Origin of the sequence: Vibrio sp. YQ_11 (assembly GCF_043103065.1) — a bacterium.
Taxonomy (GTDB): Bacteria; Pseudomonadota; Gammaproteobacteria; order Enterobacterales; family Vibrionaceae; genus Vibrio; species Vibrio parahaemolyticus.
This window is the reverse complement of the sequence record NZ_JBICJM010000005.1, coordinates 392,881-408,359: the sequence shown is the minus strand read 5'-3', so window position 1 is coordinate 408,359 and position 15,479 is coordinate 392,881. Positions and strand designations below refer to the sequence as shown.

The 15,479-nt window shown below is 45.9% G+C and carries 16 protein-coding genes; 9 read left to right on the top strand and 7 right to left on the bottom strand.

Annotation, left to right across the window (positions count from 1 at the left end):
- The first annotated feature begins 51 nt into the window (after positions 1–51).
- The 5 genes from ACF8EG_RS02355 to ACF8EG_RS02335 all read left to right on the top strand — a co-directional run bounded on the left by ACF8EG_RS02355 (position 52) and on the right by ACF8EG_RS02335 (position 2,732).
- Positions 52–588, top strand: coding sequence for a DUF924 family protein (locus ACF8EG_RS02355; protein ID WP_029838629.1), 537 nt, complete (start codon positions 52–54; stop codon positions 586–588).
- Positions 589–612: 24 nt separating this feature from the next.
- Complete coding sequence (locus ACF8EG_RS02350; protein ID WP_029838632.1) at positions 613–942, top strand: DUF4144 domain-containing protein; 330 nt, start codon at positions 613–615, stop codon at positions 940–942.
- Positions 943–1,079: 137 nt separating this feature from the next.
- Positions 1,080–1,565 (top strand): VOC family protein, encoded by a 486-nt coding sequence (locus ACF8EG_RS02345; RefSeq protein WP_017447031.1) that lies wholly within the window; start codon positions 1,080–1,082, stop codon positions 1,563–1,565.
- A 169-nt stretch (positions 1,566–1,734) separates the two neighbouring features.
- Positions 1,735–2,160, top strand: coding sequence for a VOC family protein (locus tag ACF8EG_RS02340; RefSeq protein WP_005391937.1), 426 nt, complete (start codon positions 1,735–1,737; stop codon positions 2,158–2,160).
- A 59-nt stretch (positions 2,161–2,219) separates the two neighbouring features.
- Positions 2,220–2,732, top strand: a complete 513-nt coding sequence (locus ACF8EG_RS02335; RefSeq protein WP_005391939.1) for an O-acetyl-ADP-ribose deacetylase — start codon at positions 2,220–2,222, stop codon at positions 2,730–2,732.
- Positions 2,733–2,865: 133 nt separating this feature from the next.
- Here the strand turns inward: ACF8EG_RS02335 and ygjK are convergent, their stop codons facing one another.
- The 3 genes from ygjK to ACF8EG_RS02320 all read right to left on the bottom strand — a co-directional run bounded on the left by ygjK (position 2,866) and on the right by ACF8EG_RS02320 (position 8,032).
- On the bottom strand, positions 2,866–5,556 hold the full coding sequence (gene ygjK, locus ACF8EG_RS02330; protein ID WP_021450375.1) for an alpha-glucosidase: 2,691 nt from the start codon (positions 5,554–5,556) through the stop codon (positions 2,866–2,868).
- Positions 5,557–5,671: 115 nt separating this feature from the next.
- Complete coding sequence (locus ACF8EG_RS02325; protein WP_020841655.1) at positions 5,672–6,439, bottom strand: hypothetical protein; 768 nt, start codon at positions 6,437–6,439, stop codon at positions 5,672–5,674.
- A gap of 456 nt (positions 6,440–6,895) precedes the next feature.
- Positions 6,896–8,032, bottom strand: coding sequence for an MBL fold metallo-hydrolase (locus ACF8EG_RS02320; protein WP_069505675.1), 1,137 nt, complete (start codon positions 8,030–8,032; stop codon positions 6,896–6,898).
- A 180-nt stretch (positions 8,033–8,212) separates the two neighbouring features.
- Between ACF8EG_RS02320 and ACF8EG_RS02315 the strand changes: the two genes are divergently transcribed.
- The gene (locus ACF8EG_RS02315) at positions 8,213–8,458 is read left to right on the top strand and encodes a Rho-binding antiterminator (protein WP_005460845.1); all 246 of its coding nucleotides are present in this window, start codon (positions 8,213–8,215) and stop codon (positions 8,456–8,458) included.
- Between the two features lie 96 nt (positions 8,459–8,554).
- Here ACF8EG_RS02315 and ACF8EG_RS02310 read toward each other — a convergent pair whose 3' ends face one another.
- The 3 genes from ACF8EG_RS02310 to ompW form a co-directional block, all read right to left on the bottom strand.
- A complete protein-coding gene (locus ACF8EG_RS02310) occupies positions 8,555–10,045 on the bottom strand; it encodes an MDR family MFS transporter (protein ID WP_005460814.1) in 1,491 nt (496 codons plus the stop codon).
- Complete coding sequence (locus ACF8EG_RS02305) at positions 10,042–11,067, bottom strand: HlyD family secretion protein (protein ID WP_069505646.1); 1,026 nt, start codon at positions 11,065–11,067, stop codon at positions 10,042–10,044. The genes ACF8EG_RS02310 and ACF8EG_RS02305 overlap by 4 nt, the downstream gene beginning before the upstream one ends.
- 232 nt (positions 11,068–11,299) lie before the next feature.
- Positions 11,300–11,944, bottom strand: a complete 645-nt coding sequence (gene ompW, locus ACF8EG_RS02300) for an outer membrane protein OmpW (protein ID WP_029838642.1) — start codon at positions 11,942–11,944, stop codon at positions 11,300–11,302.
- A 497-nt stretch (positions 11,945–12,441) separates the two neighbouring features.
- Between ompW and ACF8EG_RS02295 the strand changes: the two genes are divergently transcribed.
- From ACF8EG_RS02295 to ACF8EG_RS02285, 3 genes are read left to right on the top strand one after another with little or no spacing between them, the layout of a single operon-like run.
- Positions 12,442–13,092 carry a Qnr family pentapeptide repeat protein gene (locus ACF8EG_RS02295; protein ID WP_069505645.1) on the top strand — a complete coding sequence of 217 codons (651 nt, stop codon included), beginning with the start codon at positions 12,442–12,444 and terminating at the stop codon, positions 13,090–13,092.
- A gap of 9 nt (positions 13,093–13,101) precedes the next feature.
- The gene (locus ACF8EG_RS02290; protein WP_021450380.1) at positions 13,102–13,413 is read left to right on the top strand and encodes a cupin domain-containing protein; all 312 of its coding nucleotides are present in this window, start codon (positions 13,102–13,104) and stop codon (positions 13,411–13,413) included.
- A 38-nt stretch (positions 13,414–13,451) separates the two neighbouring features.
- A complete protein-coding gene (locus tag ACF8EG_RS02285) occupies positions 13,452–14,072 on the top strand; it encodes an HAD-IB family hydrolase (RefSeq protein ID WP_069505643.1) in 621 nt (206 codons plus the stop codon).
- 116 nt (positions 14,073–14,188) lie between these two features.
- Here ACF8EG_RS02285 and ACF8EG_RS02280 read toward each other — a convergent pair whose 3' ends face one another.
- On the bottom strand, positions 14,189–15,367 hold the full coding sequence (locus ACF8EG_RS02280; RefSeq protein ID WP_025626768.1) for a lytic polysaccharide monooxygenase: 1,179 nt from the start codon (positions 15,365–15,367) through the stop codon (positions 14,189–14,191).
- Positions 15,368–15,479 lie beyond the last annotated feature (112 nt).

The window sequence follows — 15,479 nt, the reverse complement described above, 5'->3', positions numbered from 1 at the left end:
GAAGCCACGCTTCTGGCTTTTTACTATTAAGGCACAACAAAAGGAAGCGCCATGCATCAACAAATCATCAAGTTCTGGTTCGAGGAGCTAACGCCTCAAAACTGGTTTGAAAGCAACCCAGAACTGGACAAACATATTGCGTCACGATTTGCCTCGGTACTAGAACAAGCCGCTCGTTGTGAACTGTTTAATTGGCGTGACAGCGCACAAGGACGATTGGCCGAAATCATCGTCCTCGACCAGTTTTCACGTAATGTGTATCGCAACACCCCAAAAGCGTTTGCGCAAGACCCGCTCGCATTAGCATTGGCTCAAGAAGCAATTCGGTTAGGACACGATCAAGAATTAGCGCCTGAGCAGCTAAGCTTTTTGTACATGCCGTTTATGCACAGTGAATCTCGCCTCATTCATGTCGAAGCTGAGAAATTGTTTCGCGCATCAGGGCTTGAAAATAACTACGATTTTGAGCTAAAACACAAAGCCATCATCGACCAATTTGGACGTTACCCACATCGCAACGCCATCTTGGGTAGAGAAAGCACTCCTGAAGAGTTAGCATTTTTGCAGCAACCTGGGTCAAGTTTCTAAATAACAATGAATAATGAGTTAACTATGAGAGACCACGCAGTATGCTGGCCATGCTTGCTAAAACTAGACGGCGACGATGAACTTATCTATTTGCGTTCTCATGCCGATCTTGATTCAGAATGCGAAGCGCTAATTTGGGGGCCAGATGATTACGTAATTGACTCAAATGGCAACACGTTCGGGTTGCAATACAACGATTCGAACACCACCGTTTTACAACCGGAAGAACGCACTCTGTCCGTCGAGGAAGTTACGTCACTCATCCAGTCGCATGAGTTTAGTCTCGCACAAAGGTGCATCATCAAAATTCACTTCACCTCGGTACAGCAAGCAGTTGAGGCATTAGCCAATTAGCTCGAACTCTGCTCCATTGATTACATAAAATTATTATTTTTATAATTTATGATAATTTCATGTAATTAACACCGCACCATATACTCTCCCACATCGAAACAAGACAACGTTTAAGTACACATGTTGGGAGCAAACAAATGAAAATGAATCATGTCGGTATTATGGTCGGAGATATGGATAAAGCGGTTGAGTTTTACACGCAAGCGCTTGGTCTAAAAGTCGTTATGGGCAACACGAAAGTGATTGAAGAACGCGAAACCGCAATTGGCAGAATGTGTATTGCGGTCTTTGGTGAGGGCTTTAAAGGCTTCAACATTGCGCATCTAGTGACAAGCGATGGCATCGGACTTGAGTTATTTGAAATGAAAGAGCGTCAAGCGCGCCATGAAGTAGATTTTTCTCGCATCGGAATCTTCCATTTCTGTTTGCAGACGGACGACTTTGAAGGTGCAATCAAGCGCACTGAAGCGTTGGGTGGTAAAGTTCGTATGGACATCATGCGTTACCACCCAGAAGACGATAACAAGCCTGCGAAAATGGTCTACCTAGAAGACCCATTCGGCAACCTGTTCGAGCTTTACTCGCACACTTATGAAGAAACTTACGCTTCTGAATACGAGTAATAATCTCTATATTCTAAAGGTTAGCAACAAGCTAGCCTTTTTGGTTTGCTTTGAGTTGCAGTGTTTCTGCACTCGATCTAGCAAAAGCCCACCTTGCATTTGATCATTTCTCTCACGACTTTTAAGGTCGCTTTATACTTATCTCATAACCGCACAAAAGGAGTGAAGCATGCCCACCAACAACCCAATCGCAATCCAAGCCCTTGATCATGTCGTGTTAAGAACGTGCAATCTCGACGCTATGTTGCATTTCTATCGAGATATTTTGGGCTGCCCTGTCGAGCGCGAAGTAATGGAGCTTGGTTTAACCCAGCTCAGGGCTGGTAACGCATTGATTGATGTGGTGACGGTAGACAGCGAGTTAGGGCAACTTGGCGGAAAGCCACCAGTTCAAAATGGTCGTAATATTGACCATTTTTGCCTGCAACTAGCGCCTTTTTCCGAAAATGAAATACTGGAATATCTGCGTTCGAACGGCATTGAAACCGAAGAGTTTGCGAAGCGCTACGGCGCACAGGGGTTCGGTCGCTCACTCTATATTCATGATCCGGAAGGAAATGTCGTCGAGTTAAAACCTCAAGTGATTGATGAGTAAGCTACACTTAACTGTGTTACTGACCATTTGTTTCTCACCATTGTAGAAGGCTCAAAAAAATGAACGCGATCTCGTTAGTCCAAGGCGACATCACCACCGCACATGTCGATGCCATCGTAAATGCAGCAAACCCGAGAATGCTTGGCGGAGGTGGCGTCGATGGTGCCATTCATCGCGCAGCAGGGCCTGCGCTTATCAATGCGTGTTATGCCGTTGATGATGTCGACGGTATTCGATGCCCGTTTGGTGACGCACGCATTACTGAGGCTGGCAATTTAAACGCGCGTTACGTCATTCATGCCGTTGGCCCGATTTACGATAAATTCGCCGATCCAAAAGCGGTGTTGGAATCTGCATATCAACGTTCGCTGGATCTCGCGCTCGCCAACCACTGCCAAAGTGTGGCGCTGCCTGCGATTTCTTGCGGAGTGTATGGTTACCCACCTCAAGAAGCAGCAGAAGTCGCGATGGCCGTTTGTCAAAGACCGGAATACGCGGCACTCGACATGCGCTTTTACTTGTTCAGTGAAGAGATGCTTTCGATATGGCAACACGCCCTGACCCAGCACTAAAATCTTTGTGACAAGAGACATAAAAAAACCGGACTGCCAATACAGTCCGGTTTGTCTTATTTATCAATGAATTATCGTTCGTTAAGCGCTACGAATGCTAGGGGGGTCATCCAAAGCGCCTAATGTGTGCGATCTAGTTTTTGAAGAATCCGTTGTACATCATGTACAAATGCGCCGCAGACCAAGAGAAGTTCGACGCACCTTGTACCGCGCCCGTCTCAGGGTTGTAGTTTTCACGAATTGGCATATCACCCGTCATACCTTCTGCGTTGTTAAACAGTTCATTCGCCATTGCAATCGCTTCTTCTTTGTAGCCGTAGTTTTCCATCGCACGGAAGCCAAAGTACACTTGGTCTAGCCATACACGACCACGCCAGTACACATCTTTACCGTAAGCAGGGTTGGTTTGCGATGCGGTCGGCAAAGGCACACCCGTTCCTTGGAATTTATCTGGCGTGTTGAACTCGTCTTGATCACGCATCACCGCGATCACTTTATCAGCATGCTCTTGCGTTGCTGCACCATTAAACAGCGGCGACCAACCTTCAGGGCCACGTCCACGCTCTACAATAGGCAAACCCGCACAGCCATTTGCAAGAGGCGCAGGAGTAGTGCCATCTTCAGCCACATTTAAGTGAATGTCGTAGAAGAATCCTGTGCTTTCATCAAACATACATTGGTTAATGTACGTTTTGATTTTCTCGGCACCGTTCAGGAATTCTTGCGCGCGGTCTTTACCTTCTACGCCATCGGACACCAACTTCGCCATTTCCGCTAAGTATTTGTTGTCTGAGTACATGTAAGAGGCTTGATCCACCGATTCTTGCAGCATAGAGAAGCCAAGCAGCTCGCCGTCCGCTGCGTTATTGTTGGTGCGGTTTTCTGCAAAACGAACTTCCCAATCTTTCTTCGCAAGATCGAGTTTCGCTAAGTTTTCCGCTGACGTATTGCTGTACACCCACTCTTCGCCTTCCAGCTTGATGCTGTTATCAAAACCATACGCACTTGCCGCGTAGCGACCAAGTTGATCCACATTTCTGTCTGGGTTGCTGATGTCTTCAGCTTGCGAATTCATGTTGTGGATGTTGTAGATAAAGCCAAAACGAGCCGCGTTATCCATGCCCGATTCCCAGCCCGCCGCTTCTTGTGCGCCGACGTGAATCGTCATGTAATCCACTTCATCGAGAATCTTATTGTAAGACGCCATGCCTTTTACTTTATAAGAATTACCGTTTTGCTCGATGATGTCTTCTGCAGGAATAATGGTCGTGAAGTTAGGATCGCGCGTTTCTACCCAAACGTACATCACGCCTTCTTCCGTGTTGTGTGCTGGGTCTACTGCCGCGCCGTATTCAGGCACACCATTTTGGTTGTGGTCGCGGTTGGATAGCCACCAATCGTGGTATGCCACCAACTTCGGATACATTTCATCAATGAATTTTTGCGCGTCTTCTGGGCGATCAAACTGGTTCACGAGAGCGTAATACACCTCCATCACAGACCATGCCGCCAACGATGGTTTCGTATTGCGTTCGTTCCAGTTTTCAGAGCCAGCACCACCACGACTAACAGGTTTGGTGTACGTCAACACATCCAGCAAGTAGCCTTTATCTTGCGGACGGATCTTGTCATCAGCTTGAACTTGCTCTTGGAATACCGTGCGAATGTTGTCCATCGCAACATCTGGGTTGAAATGCGCCATCGCGTACGCTTGTTTCCACGAATCCCACGGCCACGTTAAGTTACCAGAGAACCAACGCGCAGTGACCGATGGCGTGACTGTCGCTTGTTCAATGTCGCCCGCCGCAGAGCGCCAGTTACCGTTTAGGGTCTCCATCGCTTTTACAGCTACGCGAGCTTGGTCTGCTGTCGCTTCTTTGTTGATAAGACCATTCGCTAAATAGCCGTCCCAACGCGCTTTCGACGCTTCCATGTATTGAGTTGGATTCGCCAACACATCTTGCAATTTCAACGATTCTGACTGCACTTCTTTCGCATTGTGCAGGTTAGAATACGCCGTATAAACCGCCGATGTTTGCTCAGCTGGTAGGCTCATCTCCGCGGTAGAACTGAAGGAGGTTTCGTTGGTGAACGTCTTAGTCGGTAGAGAACGAGTAATGCGGAACTCGGCATCGCGGTCATTACGGATCGCCCAGTTGTCTTTCATCTCGCTAAAGTTAATTTTAATGCCGTTCTCGATGGTCGAAATCTGGCGCTTGTAATCTGGGTAGTACTGCGCCACGGTTTGGTCTTTGCGCGTCGACAGCGCGTATTTCACCAACTCGCCGTCCCACTCCAACGCCAAGTTCATATCACGATCAGTTTTGTTAGTGATGAGCGTTTCCACCAGCGAAGAGCGATCAGTTACGAAGCGCAGCACCATTTGCACGTGAATATCGTCCAAGTCCAACACCTGCACTAACGCACCTGGAATGGAATAGACTTTCGCTTCTGCGTTCGATAAATCGTAAGTTTGGCCACTCACTTTGTCGGTCAACGTGAGCTTGTCGAACGTTTGGCCAGACATAAAATGCGCGTACTCTTGCGTCACTTGCATAATACCGCCGAAAGCGCCATAACCCGCCGCATCTTCAGGTAGCAAATGGCCATGCCACGCGCCGTTGTCCGTGAGTGCATTGTACTTCAGGTTCGAATAACTGTCGTAATCACGCAGGTAAGTTGGATTACCAGTGCGATCAATCACGTTAGTAAATTCTGAAGTTGGCGCCTGTGGTAAACGGATTTCAGTTTTATCATTGGAACCACATCCAACAAGCGAAATAGTAGCCCCGATCAGAATGGCAAGTGTGCTCTTTTTAAACATACTTTTTCCCTATTATTTACGTTATTTTTATATTCTCATTTATATAAATGAGTGTTTTTAGTGTGCAGAAGCCCGGCTCGCACTAAATAAGCACGAGCTTCCAATAATTATTCTTTTATTTTTCTTTAGCGATAGTGATGGCTTTTAATAAATCGCCATTAATATTCGGAATTGTGTCAGCCAAAAATATCTGATTACCAGGCGTAAAAGTGAGTAAAACGTTTTTTAGTCGTTGACTGTTTTCACTGGTTTTATTTTGAACATCAAACTCAATTAATTTGTTGTACACTTCATTTGCCAGTTTTTCTTCTTGTTCTTCGGTAATCGCAATGCGTCCAACACAAATTGGAGGCCGAATATCATGGCTAAACACTTCTTCACGAAAGCGCTGTGCAAATAGCGTGTCTAAATTTGAACCTTCTTCAAAAATAAAGCGGCCTGTATCTTTAAATTGATAGTGTTTATCCCCTTTCAGTTCAATGTAATCCATCATTTCTAGCGCGCGTAAATAGAGCGCAACGGAAGTATCACTCAGCTGGTATCTCCGAGCGATCTCTTCTAAAGACCACTCAGGTCGACGCAAAAGATAAAGAAAATCAAATAAGTGAGGATATTGATGAAAAATCTCACTGTTGGTGTCGGTGATAAACTGTTCACTCTCTTGCTGCAGCTGCTTACCTCGCATGGATAACTCAACCAAATCCGTATCAAGGTGCGTGGCGTACAACAAGATTTTATCTAAACCAAGAGACGTATTGTGAAGCTGCCTTTTTATAGTAGAAAGCGGGATTCCAAGTCCAATAGAAAGCTCGGAATATCCAATGCCTTTTTCTTTTATTTTTTCTCGTAAAGCAGCAAGTAAATACGTTGCAGAATTATTCATCTAACAATGCCTGTATTTTATTTATTCAGCATCCATGATGATAAATTCAAGAGAGTCCTACTCTTGTGATTTTGGTCTCAACATTCTATCTTGTTGGCGTAAAACATATCTTATCCATTAAAATTTTTTACTTTTCTTTAACTGGACGCATTTTACCCACCCTGAACAAGTTATGGCCATTGCCCTATGGGCTTATCAAGATAATAGTCAGTATAATTGTTTTGAAGAGTAAAATTAAGATGGCAAAGATTTTTACTAAAACTTTTCTGATAAGAGCGCAAATTTTCAGATGAAAAGTATCAAAAAATGACACCAATCGATTTATAAAAGCGTGAGATCACAATTGGAAAGTGAATCTATGGAAATTTTGAATTTCAATGACCAGTAAAAACCTTGTTATATTCTGAAAATAACAAGGTTAATTTATAAAATAATTATTGAAGTAAGATCATGTTATTAAGTCAAAATTATATCTGGCTCACATATTTCTTTTTCTCGCCACCATTGTTTATTTATATGTTCTTGATGAACGTAAAAACTCTCCCCCGGCATTGGCGTCAGCAGCGTTATATGTTCTTTTTGACAATGGGCAAGCAAATCTAAAATCGGTTCGTCCCAGCGGTGAGTAAATAGCTCGTATGTAGCCCAATGTACTGGCAACAGTTTTTTCGCATTTAAATCGTGAAACGCTTGCACGGTATGATGAGCCTGCATGTGCCCCCAGTTTTCGACCGGATAACCTTGGCCTTTCACATCGGCAGCCACTTCCAAACAAGCAATGTCGATTGGTCCACATCGCTGTGCTATCTCGGAAAAGTGCGAATCGTAAGCTGAATCGCCACTAAAATAGAGCGTCTCTTCTTTGCCTTTGATGACCCAAGACGCCCACAGGGTCGCGTTTTTATCGAAATAAGTACGACCCGAATTATGGTTAGCAGGCGTACAAATCAGTTCGATTCCAGCATAGTGCACGCTATCCCACCAATCGAATTCCACGATGTTGTCTGCGCAAACGCCCCACTTTATCAGATGCTTGCCAACCCCTAAGGGTACATAAAACGTCACGGGTTTATCGGCGTAGAAACGTATGGTCGATGCTTCTAAATGGTCGTAATGATCGTGCGAAATCACGATAATTTCAGGAATCGGCAAACAATCTCTGGCATGGGTATTGGGAATATTGCGTTCAAACCACGCTTTTGCGATGAACGGAGAAGCGTAATCAAATACCGGATCGGTCAGAATTCGAATGCCATCGACCTCCACCAGCATGGTGGAATGGCCCAGCCAAGTAAGGCGCATCGATTCACTTCGCTGCGCAAACTGCGTAGGTTGAATTGGGGAATGTGGCAGATGCTCGTTAGGACTCAACGGCGTTCTACCACCAAGATAACTCCAACACACCTGCCAGAATGATTGCGGACTAGGCACATTTGGCATCTCGTTTTTAACGCGGCCGTTTTCAAATTGAGGCGAGTGGTGAACACGATGCGCCAACTGCGCATGGTAGGTTTGAGGTGGAATCAGTGAACTTGGCTTTTGTGTCTTTTGTTCACTCGTTAGGTATGTGCGCTTAAGTATCGTCTCAGACATATCGTAGTTTTGTCTCGCTTGCGAACGCTCAACAGTAGGTTTATTAAAACGTGCGTGTATGTCTATTTCGTGACCAAAATGAGGTGTAAGATGAAGATTCAGTTTCAATCAAACGTCTTCTATTTAAGGATACGGTTCTCAAACCTTCTGAATACTGCGTCGGTTTGAAAGGAGAAAACTATGGTGACTTGCAGCCAATACGATTTTATTGAAATCGCCTGTATGTTTAAGCTCCCTATCGAGATCACACTAAAAAATGGTGAAACTCATCAGGGCAACGCGTTCGACACAGGCTACGACATGCAGCGACAAGAGTGTTTGTTTTTAGATATGGATGGAGAGCACACCGCCTTCCCGACTGAACAATTAGTCGCAATGCGCGCGCTCAAAGCCAATCCGCATTTTGACGAAGTGACGTTTGAGTAAACGTCCTTCTTTCACTGACACCGTCCAATAAAAAATGCCTCTCAAGCTGACACAACTTGAGAGGCGTTCTCTTACACGGTTCACCTGAACTTGTTGTTATTCACGCGACCGGATGAAAACCAGCATCGGCATCATGATCACGAACATCACTCCCACAAGCTGGAAGGTGTGCACAAACGCGACCATTTGCGATTGCTGCTGCAACATCTGTTGGTATTGGTCTAACGCAACCGGGTCGGTAATAGAAAGCCCCTGATTGGCCGCCCAGTCATGCAAGTTAGGATTATAAGGATTAATACCCTCTCCCAGCGCATGCCATTGCTGCTGACTATCACGATATTGGAACGTGGTGGCGATAGAGATACCAAACGAACTACCAATCGTACGGAACAGATTGTAAATACTTGCCGCCGCGACAGATTGCTCTTTCGGAATCGTTAAATACGCCAAGGTGGACAGCGTCGAGAAGGTTAAACCAAGCCCCATGCCCTGAATCATACTCGGCATCACAATCCAAAATGTATCGATCTGCAGTGAGTATTGCGTCATCAAATAACTACCAATCCCGATGCAGCTCAAGCCAAAGACTATTTTGATTCTGGGATCGAATTGCGGATTGAGCTTAATCACCAAAATCAACATCGCCGCTGACGCCAACCCACGCGGTGCCATTAATAAGCCAGTGGTTGAGACCGGATAATCCAGTAAGCTTTCCAACAACATAGGTTGTTGAGTCGTCAGGCCAAACATCGCCATCGACACCACGGCAATCATCAACGACGAGACCATAAGATTTCGGTCTTTAAGCAGCCATAATGGCGCTATTGGGCTTTTGGTTTTCCAGCTGCGATAAATCCACATCACCGACCCCATGACAGCGAGTAATATCGCGGTCTGGATCATACGTGAGTTGAGCCAGTCTTCTTCGTTACCTTTATCCAACACAAACTGCAACGCGCCAACACCTAACGCCATGTAACCGATGATCCACCAGTCAAAGTTAGGTTTGGATTTGTTGTCGATGTGGATATAGCGATAAATCAAAGAGGTACAGATCAAACCGAATGGCAAGTTGATGTAAAAAATCCAGCGCCAGTTGATGTTGTCGGTGATCACCCCACCCACGACTGGGCCCAAAATAGGACCAAGCAAAATGCCGATGGAGAAAATCGCCATCGCTTTGCCTTTTTGCTCGTACGGATAAATCTGCACTAATGTCGACTGCGCCAATGGAATCACCGACGCGCCGAAAGCGCCTTGAATAATGCGAAATAGCACCATCTCTTCAAGAGACTGTGCTTGCCCACAAAGCGCACTGGCAATCACAAAACCGATCACGGCAACCAGCATGACTTTGCGTTCACCAAAGCGCGACACCCAGAAACTGGTCATCGGAATGAAGATCGCTTCCGCCATGCTGTAACCCGTCAGCACCCAAGTAATTTGGTCTGCTGTTGCGCCCAACGCGCCCATCATGTGCGATAGCGACACGTTCGCAACGGTCATATCGATTAACACCATGATGGCAGAAAGCATCACGGCGACGGTGGCAATCCCCCGTTTGTCTGCCGTAATTTGATGACTCATTGCACGCTACTTTGCAAATCAATGGTGACTTCTGAGCTCGCACCCACGCGAAGTTGCGGCGCATCGGCCGGTACTTCTAATGCCAAACGTACAGGGAAACGCTGTTTGATTTTAACCCAGTTACCCGTTGCGTTTTCTGGTGGCATCAAGGAGAACGATGTACCACTCGCAGGCGACATTTGTTCTACCGTTGCTTTCCACACCACGTCTGGGTACATATCAATCACCACATCCGCATGCATGCCAGGTTTAATATGAGTAAGATCGGTTTCTTTAAAGTTCGCGCGTACCCAATAGCTGTCTTTTAAAATCACAGGGAACAGCGTTTGACCCACGCTAACGACCGAGCCTACGTGCGTATTGATTTCACCGGCAATGCCATCCACTGGTGACGTAATGTCGGTGTAACTCAAGTTCAGCTCCGCTTGCGCTAACTGTGCTGCCGCTTGTTGAACGACCGCAGCCTCTGCGCCTTCTTCACCACGGTTCGCAATGGCTTTTTCTACCGTCGCGCGCGCTTGCTCTAGGCTCGCTTGGGCATTGGCTAGTTTGTTTTTCGCCGTATCTAAATCTTGGTCCGACGCCAGTTTGCGTTTCACCAGAGAATCAGTACGTTTGTACTCTACTTGCGCTTCTGTCAGGTTAGAGCGCGCCGCATCTAAGCCCGCAACAGCTTCAGTTACCTGCTTATCGGCAACGTCATGTTGCTGGACCGCCAATTGGTATGCCGCTTTTGCTTGCTTCACTGCCAACAAATATGGGCGTGAATCTATCTTCAGCAGTAGGTCACCTTTGTTAACAGATTGGAAGTCTTTGACATCTACAGAAACCACCTGGCCTTTTACCTGAGGCGCTACCGACAAAATTTTTGCCCTAACATAGGCATCTTCCGTACTTGGGTGACTGTCTGAATACTGCCAAGACCAATACATCGCACCAAATGCGATAACACAGAGAGTGAAGAAAAGAGTTTTTACCAGCTTAGATCTGGCGGAAGAATGCTTCGCGATGTCGCCACTCATTTATATTGTCCACTTGTTCAATTATGTGACCAGTGTAGGACTTTTCGATCTTGGAACAATAAAATGATCTGCAAGGTTAAGATCCAGTTTTAAACCTTGAACTATTGCTTGAATCGTGTGCAATCTAATACACACGGAAATGCAGATAAAAAAAGGGGCAGTCCCCGTAACCGCCCCCAAAGTCATGCCAATAATTGTAATGCGCGTGTAATGTGTGTAACTACCGCTTTTCTTAGAACTTGTAACCGCCGCTGATCATAAATACCCAAGGGTTAATTTTGACGTCAGTTTTTTGCTTCGCTCCACCAAATTTGTATGTTGCTTCTGTTTCAATGTTTGCATACCACGCTGATGCGTTAAGGAACCATTGATCATTGATCATGTAGTCCACACCTACGTTTGCTGCTAAACCAAATGAATCGTCTAGCTTAAGATCAGTTAAGCCCACGTTTTTCGCTTTGTTGTTAAAGCCTTCATCAAAAAAGATAGTGTAGTTGAGACCTGCACCAACGTATGGACGGAACTTACTTTGTGGCTCGCCAAAGTAGTACTGAACCATAAGCGTTGGTGGAAGGTGTTTGGTGTCCGCGATATCACCAAGACCTAACAAGTCTGTTGAAATATCGTGGCTGAATGGTGTTGCTGCTAGAAGCTCTAGACTGATGTTATCTGTGAACATGTAGCCAAACGTCAAACCAAGCTGCGTATTTGAATCCACTTTCAATTCTTCTTGAGAACCAAGAATCTTATCGCTGCTGTCATTTGGAACGACAGAGGCCGCACCAACACGAAGAACGAAGTCACCTTGTTTATGAGCGAACACACTTGGTGACATGAGTGCAGCAACCACTGCTAGACTGCAGATTGTTTTTTTCATTTTTTATTTCCTTTTGTAGGGCTTCGTTATGTCGTACCCAAAGGTGTGCCTGCTGAATGGCCTTAGGTTTCAAGTAAACTCAGCGCCTTGAAGCACACGGGCATCTATATTTTTTTTTGAGCTGCGCGCAATCTAGCACATAGAAACCCTACTATTTTGATGGAAATCAATTTGTGAAAAATATAGGTTTTTTGTATAGAAAAACGCCATACCGATCAACAAATTATGCAAATCGGATACAATTCTGTAATGCAAACTGTGCGTGTGAGAAGCCATGCATACTCAAAAATACGAATCCTCTCGCTAAGGCTCGTAGCCAGCAAAAACTTTTTTCTTCCTCTACGTCTTCTATTTTCAAAAAACAACCCACTTAAAACGCTCTTTTTCCCCTTAAAATCTCGATTTGAGGGGTTTGTAAAACACTGAAATACAAGAAGTTATTTTTCTGGAAAATCAGTCACTTGGAGTGCTAGTCTGCTCGCAGATAAGGAGAAGACATGTTAAAAACCGATCTCATTTTTGAACGAGAAAACTTTTCTCATCACGATTTTCAGAATGCCACCTTTAAAAACTGCCACTTTTATATGTGCAGTTTCGACCATGCCGATCTGCGCGATGCTAAGTTCATCGACTGTCGCTTTATCGAATCCAAAGCGCTAGAAGGGTGTAGTTTTCGCTTCGCGAACTTAAAAGACGCCAGCTTTACGAACTGTATGTTGGCGATGAGCCTGTTTAACGGCGCAAATTGTATGGGCTTGGAGCTGCGTAAGTGCGATCTCAAAGGGGCAAACTTCCAAGGTGCGAACTTTGCTAATCGCGTCAGTAACACCATGTTTTTCTGTTCTGCTTTTATTACTGGCTGCAACCTCACCTACTGTAACTTCGAGCGAGTGTTACTAGAAAAATGTGACCTCTTTGAAAACCGTTGGAACGGTGCGAACCGCGCAGGGGCAACTCTCAAAGGCTCGGATTTATCTCGCTGCGAATTCTCGCCAGAACAATGGGGAACCTTTAACGTTGAGCAGTGTGATCTGACTCATGTCGAACTAGACGGGCTAGATGTTCGCCGCGTTTCTCTGTTTGGTGTTAAAATTTGTGATTGGCAACAAGAGCAATTGCTTGCGCCTTTTGGACTGATCATTCTCTAAGGAAAGGCCATGAACCTGTTTAAAGACTTACCGAATAACCTCGACGAGGAAGTGTTCGAAGACCTGCTGACCCACAAAAACCTGCGTATAGAACGCATTGTCTCAACGGGGCAAACCTCGCCCGAAAGTGGCTGGTACGATCAAGAAGAACATGAATGGGTATTGGTTCTTAAAGGAGCTGGAGAGCTGACTTTTGAATCAGGTGTCGTGCAACGGCTTGAGGCAGGCGAGCACGTTACGATTCCCGCTCATACCAAACACAAAGTGAGCTGGACTGACCCAACGCAAGAAACCATCTGGTTGGCGGTGTTTTATCAATAAACACAAAACGATCTTAAACCCAAAAATAGGCGCTGAATTTGCTCGATACTACTAAGCCGTCACTGGCACTGTTTGATTTTGATGGCACCATCACCCGAGAGGATATGTTTAGCCTTTTCCTCCACTATTCTGCTTATGGTCTGCGCAAACGAGTAGGAAAGGTCGCTATCATGCCATTTTATGCGCTGTACAAACTCGGAGTGTTACCCGCTCGTCTTATGCGCCCACTCAGCAGTTTTATTGCATTTTCAGGGAAAGAAACGCAGCAAATTGAAGCAATTGGCGCTCAGTTTGCCCACGAAGTGATCCCGCTGTACTTACGGCCAGAAGCGATGGAAAGATTGGCGTGGCATCAACACAGAGGCGATACCATTGCGGTGGTGTCGGCATCACTCAATGCGTATCTCAAACCTTGGTGTGAAGCGAACGGTTACCACTTGCTGTGCAGTGAACTGATCTCAGAACTGCCAAAACTGAGTGGCTTTTACCAGCAAGGTGATTGCAGTTTAGAAAGAAAAGTCTCGCGCGTTAAGGCGGCGTTTTCGCTCGACGAGTTTGCGTCTATTTATGCCTACGGTGATACGCACGAAGACATTCCGATGCTCAAACTGGCAGACTACGCGATGCTCAACTGGAGCGAGTGGAGAGCAAGCGAATAACGATATGTGCTCTGATTTTCAAGACAACCACTCGACCAAAGTGGTCATTTTAGACTGAAAAAATAAACCCTTCTCACATGAGAAGGGTTTTACTGTTCAGGGCCAGAATAACTGGCTTAACGCCATACCCCCCATTGACCTGTAGTGCCTGGTTCCTCACCAGACGTCCACCACTGGGCAGTCCATTCTTTGCCGTTGTGCGTCACCACATCACCTTGGTTGTAAACGGCCGTCTTGTCCCACAAGTTGGTTGGTTCAACTGGTGACGGTACATCCGCTTTGATCAGTGACAACGCATAACTGAAGTCTGCACTTGGCGCTAATACTTGGTTTGCATTCACGTTCTTACTATCGAACATGTAGTGATTCATCTCTTGATGCCAAATGCCCACATACCAATCGCCCGTTTGCTGCGCGTTAAATTGATCTGCTATTTCTGCCGCCCAAGTCGCCGTATTGTTTGTGCTGATTGGTAGTGAAATATCGACAATTTCATTCCCCGTCGCATTAAACGTACGGAAACGCACCGTATCGCCAGACTCTACTGGCCCAAAACCTTGCTGAACAAAGTAGCCTAGAGATGTCAGATTGTTGCCCGGTTCGGTTGGATCAACAGGGTCAGTCGGTGGCGTCGTGCCCGTTCCGTTTAACGTAATGTCACTACAGTTGTAGAAACCTTCCCCAGCGACATCAATGCGCTGCCAACGAGTATAAAGCACCGCATCGCCGGAACGATCAGCAGGGAAAGTCACCTGAATACGGTAGCGTTTTTCCGCATCAACATACACATCACCTGCGGTGTCGATCAGCTCTAAATCACTCCAAGCAAGAGGCTTTGAGTCATCATAAGTTGGCTTGGTGAGATAGAATTCCCAGTACGATGGATTGTGCGGCGCTTTGCCGTAAAACACCAATTCAATCTGGTTGTTTGCATCTGGCGTAACATTGGTGCGCTGCCAGTTTGGAGAAGGAATGTTCAAGCCTTTCTTAGCCGCATCGCCGGCAGAACACAGTTCACCGTCACGAACCACCGCCTGAACGTGTGCCATGTCGCGGTAGTTTGGTACGTTCGCCGCAATTTCGCTGCGCTGCACAAACGGGTACGCGCCAGATTCTTCAAAAGCCGCTTTACACGCTTGGTTAGGGATCTCGTTGGTCCAAAAGCCACCGTCTAAATAACACGTATTTTGACGAGCACTTGGAAACTCTACCCAGCCATGGGCGTTGACGTTAAATGAGCTCAATGCGGCAACAGCGCTTAAGCTCAAAAGAGGAAGTGTTACATGTGATTTCATCGTTCATCCTTAATTTTGCTGACTCGCCGCTCTGAAACACAAGCGGTTTAAGCAAAACTAGCAGGATGGGATTATTTAGAAGGTGAGAATAAATATGGAAATTGTAAGAGTG

Excerpts from the sequence above, each read along its gene's own strand:
- ACF8EG_RS02355 (WP_029838629.1), top strand. The coding sequence starts at position 52 with ATGCATCAACAAATCATCAAGTTCTGGTTCGAGGAGCTAACGCCTCAA.
- ACF8EG_RS02350 (WP_029838632.1), top strand. The coding sequence starts at position 613 with ATGAGAGACCACGCAGTATGCTGGCCATGCTTGCTAAAACTAGACGGC.
- ACF8EG_RS02345 (WP_017447031.1), top strand. The coding sequence starts at position 1,080 with ATGAAAATGAATCATGTCGGTATTATGGTCGGAGATATGGATAAAGCG.
- ACF8EG_RS02340 (WP_005391937.1), top strand. The coding sequence starts at position 1,735 with ATGCCCACCAACAACCCAATCGCAATCCAAGCCCTTGATCATGTCGTG.
- ACF8EG_RS02335 (WP_005391939.1), top strand. The coding sequence starts at position 2,220 with ATGAACGCGATCTCGTTAGTCCAAGGCGACATCACCACCGCACATGTC.
- ygjK (WP_021450375.1), bottom strand. The coding sequence starts at position 5,556 with ATGTTTAAAAAGAGCACACTTGCCATTCTGATCGGGGCTACTATTTCG.
- ACF8EG_RS02325 (WP_020841655.1), bottom strand. The coding sequence starts at position 6,439 with ATGAATAATTCTGCAACGTATTTACTTGCTGCTTTACGAGAAAAAATA.
- ACF8EG_RS02320 (WP_069505675.1), bottom strand. The coding sequence starts at position 8,032 with ATGTCTGAGACGATACTTAAGCGCACATACCTAACGAGTGAACAAAAG.
- ACF8EG_RS02315 (WP_005460845.1), top strand. The coding sequence starts at position 8,213 with ATGGTGACTTGCAGCCAATACGATTTTATTGAAATCGCCTGTATGTTT.
- ACF8EG_RS02310 (WP_005460814.1), bottom strand. The coding sequence starts at position 10,045 with ATGAGTCATCAAATTACGGCAGACAAACGGGGGATTGCCACCGTCGCC.
- ACF8EG_RS02305 (WP_069505646.1), bottom strand. The coding sequence starts at position 11,067 with ATGAGTGGCGACATCGCGAAGCATTCTTCCGCCAGATCTAAGCTGGTA.
- ompW (WP_029838642.1), bottom strand. The coding sequence starts at position 11,944 with ATGAAAAAAACAATCTGCAGTCTAGCAGTGGTTGCTGCACTCATGTCA.
- ACF8EG_RS02295 (WP_069505645.1), top strand. The coding sequence starts at position 12,442 with ATGTTAAAAACCGATCTCATTTTTGAACGAGAAAACTTTTCTCATCAC.
- ACF8EG_RS02290 (WP_021450380.1), top strand. The coding sequence starts at position 13,102 with ATGAACCTGTTTAAAGACTTACCGAATAACCTCGACGAGGAAGTGTTC.
- ACF8EG_RS02280 (WP_025626768.1), bottom strand. The coding sequence starts at position 15,367 with ATGAAATCACATGTAACACTTCCTCTTTTGAGCTTAAGCGCTGTTGCC.